Genomic DNA, 4702 nt, shown 5'->3' with positions numbered 1-4702 from the left:
CGGGGCGAACGTTGCCTGTTGGGGCACTAGCTCGCTTGGTCTGCCGGATGGAAGTTGATGCGTTCACGGACGACGGGGAAGCCGGCCTTGGCGAAGTTCGCGGCCATGGGGGAGTTGCCCTGGTCCGTCCCTCCGCTGACGAACTCTGCACCCTCCTCGACGAGGAAGTGGGTGCACTCCGCGAGGAGGTCGTAGGCGTAGCCGTGACCGCGCTGTTCCGGGACGACTCCGATGAAACCGATGGTCGGGCCGGAGGGGTTGTGGGCCGGGATGTGGATGCCGGCCAGGTCGCCCTCCGGCGTGTGTGCGATCTGCCACCACTCCCGTGGGGAGGGACACCAGTGGAAGAAGTCGAGTTCCTCCTGGGCGGCCTGGTCGAGGCCGCCCACCTCGATGGCCCTGAGCGCGTGGGCATCCAGGGTGACGGAGTGGATGCGGCGCAACGCGTCGAAGAACACGGTGTCGTCGGGTTCGGCGCTGAAGCGCAGGCGTCCGGGCCGCTCGGGCAGACCTCGCTCCGGAGTCCAGCGGTACAGGAAGCGTTCCACCAGGAGTTCGTACCCGGCGGCTCGTGCGGCGGCGAAGCGTGCCTCGGCGGTGGCGCGCAGGTCGGGCTTGTCCCGCCAGCCGCCGGGCAGGTTGATCTCGAGTTCGACCTGCCAGGGAGCGGAGCGCAGGAGTTCGGCCCCCGCCTCCTCCTCGCCCTCGGCCACGTCGAACCAGTTGATGTTGACAGGCTCCGAGTCGTCGGGGCCGCCCCACCACGCTCCGCGTGCGACGACCTCGCCGTCGCGCAGGGCGACGCGCATCCAGTCGGGGCGGAACCGGGTACGCCGATGGCCTTCACGGGCGCCCAGTGGGTCGGGGAGTGCGTCGAAGAGATGGGCGTCGCTCGCGGAGAGCGCGCGGATGACCGGATCGGTCATGGATTCCTCCGGGATACAGGCTGCTTGGAGCGCTCCCGGTCAGAACTCACGAACGACGCCCAGACAGCGGAAAAGGGAGCGCTGGAAAGGTGTGAACCGCACGGCACTCGCCTCCTTCCGTCCATCTCAGGCGTGGAGTCACACAGTACGTGATCTTCCGCGGGTCCGTCCACGGATTTTCGCGGCTCTTGGAAGGAGAGGTTCGCGGGACGATGTAGAACGCTCTCCAGGCCTGCGGGGCCTTACAACGGCTGACACCATGACTTGAGTTGCCGGTGGGTGATGAGGCAGCAGGGGAGTTTGGGAGACGCTTCGCGGATGTCGGTTCTGCGTTCCCAGCGGATCCGCAGTCGTCGGAAGCCGTGCTGCCAGGCGAAGGCCCGCTCGATCACCCGGTGGTAGGTATCGGGCCCGGTGCCGTGCCGTGTGCCGCGGCGTGCGATCGCCGGGACAGTGCCTCGGTCGCGGATCTGGTCGCGGTGGACGTCATGGTCATAGTCGCGGTCGGCGAACAGCGAGTCGGGCTTGCGACGCGGATGCCGGACCACGACACGCGGCGGGCATGGACGCGCCCGGTCCGGCCCGAGGTGCTGCGGGCCGGACCGGGCGCGGTCAGGGTCCGGGCGGGGCCGGCAGGCGAGGCCCTCCGGTGCCCCGGTCCCGGCCCTGCCGAGAACGCCGGACGGACTCAATCCTGGCCGGTCACCACCACATCGGCGATCTGCGGCGCCGCCGATCCCGCACCCCAGACGAGGCGTACCGCGTCGGCCGACCTGTCCCCGGCGGACACCTTGGTGTACGCGCCGTCGAGCGCACCGATGGTCAGCCACTTTCCGTCCGTGCCGCGCAGCTGGATGTCGCCGCGGCCGGCGGCCCCGGTCGGCCGCAGGACGGTGACGGACCGTACGGGACCCGCCTGCCCGATCGCCACCTCCAGCGCCTCGCCGGCCTCCGGGGCCCGTGCCGCCCGGTAGATGGTGCCCGGGTCTCCGTCGGACGCCGCGCGCAGCGAGGAGCCGGCGGCGGCGGGCGGTCCACCGGTCACGGCCCCGTCCTTGGTCGCGACGTCGAACTCGCGCACGACGACCCAGTACTCCTGGCCCGCGGTCGCCCGCGCCCGCACATAGCGCGCCTTCGTTCCGTCGGGCGCTGTCGCGGTGACGTCCGGCTTTCCGGAGAAGGCGGTGAGCTGCTGCCAGTTCTGCCCGTCCACCGAGTATTCGAGGACGCCCTCGTGCAGGTAGTCGTTGGGACTCGTGGGCTTGCCCATGGCCAGGGTGATGTCGCTGATGTCCCGCGTCCGGCCCAGGTCCACGGTGATCCGGTCACCGGCGGCGGGTGCCCCGTTGCTCCAGAAGTAGGTGGAGTCGTCGCCATCCAGCATCCGCGCCGGGGTGTTGCTCTGCCAAGTGCCGAGGGTGGCCGACGCCGTGGGCCGACCGCTGATCCCGAGTATCCGGTCGTGCTCCGCGTTCGCCGCGTCGATGAAGCGGTCCAGCACTCCGTCGCCGACGACGACCGGCACCTTGCTGCCGTCGAGACCGGTGTAGGTGAAGGAATTCGCCGCGGCGACCTGTGCGGGCAGCTGCTGACGGAGCTCCCATGCCTGTGCGCTCTTTCCGGCGCGGGCCGCCTCGACCATGCGCAGAGCCGTACGGGCGGCGGTCGCCCAGGACTTGGTCGCGTCCAGCCAGGGGCCTGCGTCGGCGATGAAGCCCCGGTCCGGGAGGCTGTCGCGCAGCCGGTTCGGAGCGGCGCCGAGCGCCTCGAGCACCGAGGTGAGGCGGGCGGCGTCACCGGACTTCCAGTAGCCGTCGAACTCCGAGGCCAGGTCGGGCGCCTGTTCGCTGTTCAGGGCCGAGCTGTAGTTGACGTCGGAGAAGGCCCTCAGCGCCTTCTCGGTGCGGGCATCGCCGCCCGCGTACTCCTTGATCCCCTGAAGCCACGAGGTCCGGGCGTCGTACGCGGTGTCGTTCCACGAGTAGTCGGCGACGGTGTGGAGCGCGATCTTCGAGGCGTACGGCTGGATCATCGGGTTGGCGGTGATCCCGGCCAGCTTGCCGGGGAGCCCCTTCTCCCGTCCGCTGAACGGGCCGAGCAGCAGCCGGGAGGTCGTGTAGTCGTTCACGGGGTAGTTGTCCCACGTGAGGATCGGGTGGCCGAAGACCGTGCGGGCTTTCTCGGCCTGGGCGACGGTCATGGTGGAGGCGACGACGCCGACACCGGTCCATTCCACGAGGACATCGGGGTCGAGCTGCTCGGACAGCGCCTTCTTGTACGGCGACGCATCGACGTTGTAGTACTCGGTGGGGACCATCTGGAGGGGCTGGGCACCCGGGTGAGTGGCGATGAACTCCCTGTTGACCCGGTTGAGCAGATACGCCTGCGCCGCGCCCGCCGCGGCGCCGCCGGTGCCCCACTTCGCCTTGTCCTCGGCGCAGTTCCAGTCGGTGTAGCTGATGTCGTCGAGCGGCACGGCGAAGGTCCGCACACCGGCGTCCCAGATCGTCTGGAACTTGTCGACCAGTGCCTTGACGTCGGCGTCCGAGCTGTAGCAGACGGACAGGCCGGGCGAGAGCGCGTAGGTGAACTCCACATGCCGCTGGGCGGCCCGGTCGGCGAGCTCCTTGATCTGTGCGAGCTGGTCGGCAGGGTAGGCGTCACGCCACTTCGCCCGGAGGTACGCGTCGTCCTTCGGCGAGTAGACGTAGATGTTCATCTTGTGCTCGCCGTAGTAGTCGAACTGGTCGAGCCGGGCCTTGTGTGACCACGGGGTGCCGTAGAAGCCCTCGATGACACCGCGCAGGGCGGTGCCGGGCCAGTCGCGCACGGCGATTCCGGCGACCTCGGCGCCCGGATGCCCCTTCTGCGGCAGCACCTGACGCAGGGTCTGCGCGGCGTAGTACGTGCCCGTGGTGTCCTTGCCCGCGAGGACGATGCGGCCGGCGCCGATGCCGAGGACGTAGCCTTCGGCGGGCAGTCCGGAGGGGCCGTCGAGGCGCTGCGCGTCGAGCGCGGCGGAGTCGCCGACGTGGACGGTCAGCCCGCTTCTGCCGGGTCTGTCGCCGCGTACGACGTGCTGCGCACCGGCCCGGCGCAGCGCGCTCTCCACGACTTCGAGGGAGGGCTCGTCGGAGGTCGCGCCCGCCACCAGGGTGACGGTGGGGGTGATGGTGATGCGGTCGGGTCGGTTCGTCACGGACCGCGGGGTGGGCGAGATGGCCCCGGTCCGCTGCACCTCCGCGGCCTTCGCCGGGGTGGTGCCGGGGGTGCTGTCGGCTGCCTGGGCGGGCGGCGCGGCGGTCAGCAGACCGCCGGCCAGCAGCATGGCCGCCGCGCCGAGTGCGGTGGGACGGGGTGAGCGAGGCGTCACTGGTCCTCCATTGATCACTTAAATCACCGGAGTCGCGCAACACAGCAACCCGAATTCAACATCATGGCGCTTACATGTCAATGGTCTGGACAACAGCGACTCGCTGACCTGCGGTTTCATGCCCGAAGGGTGCGGTACTCGTGCGTACATCGAAGGGGAAAGAGTGCTCGCTGCCTCAGGACCTGAGACGGCGTCATTGGCAGGGCCCAGCTCATGGAAATGTTGCGCGAGGCGACTGGGTGGTGCCGACGGGTTCGAGTTCCGCTCGGTCCTCTCTCGTGCCGATCAACGTGTGGCTGAAAAGGCCCACCACCGTTCCTGTGGACTGAGCAGAAGTGAGCCTGCTCGGCCGCGCGCCCCGAACGGTTTTGCGCGCACTGGTCCCCGGCGTACTCGACCCCGG

At 69.7% G+C, this 4702-nt stretch carries 2 protein-coding genes and 1 pseudogene; all 3 read right to left on the bottom strand.

The features are described from left to right. Nucleotides 1-26: 26 nt before the first annotated feature. Nucleotides 27-926 (bottom strand): GNAT family N-acetyltransferase, encoded by a 900-nt coding sequence (locus BIV24_RS30670; RefSeq protein ID WP_071369735.1) that lies wholly within the window; start codon nt 924-926, stop codon nt 27-29. Between the two features lie 242 nt (nt 927-1168). Continuing rightward, nucleotides 1169-1486, bottom strand: a pseudogene (locus BIV24_RS30665) (IS5/IS1182 family transposase); the annotation flags it as partial. Between the two features lie 128 nt (nt 1487-1614). Further along, the gene (locus BIV24_RS30660) at nt 1615-4299 is read right to left on the bottom strand and encodes a glycoside hydrolase family 84 protein (RefSeq protein ID WP_071369733.1); all 2685 of its coding nucleotides are present in this window, start codon (nt 4297-4299) and stop codon (nt 1615-1617) included. Between the last annotated feature and the right edge of the window lie 403 nt (nt 4300-4702).

This window comes from Streptomyces colonosanans, from assembly GCF_001866645.1.
Classification (GTDB): Bacteria; Actinomycetota; Actinomycetes; order Streptomycetales; family Streptomycetaceae; genus Streptomyces; species Streptomyces colonosanans.
This window is presented reverse-complemented; position numbering and strand designations above follow the sequence as displayed.

Bases quoted from the DNA above. Each gene is read 5' to 3' on its own strand.
- BIV24_RS30670 (WP_071369735.1), bottom strand. From the start codon at position 926: ATGACCGATCCGGTCATCCGCGCGCTCTCCGCGAGCGACGCCCATCTC.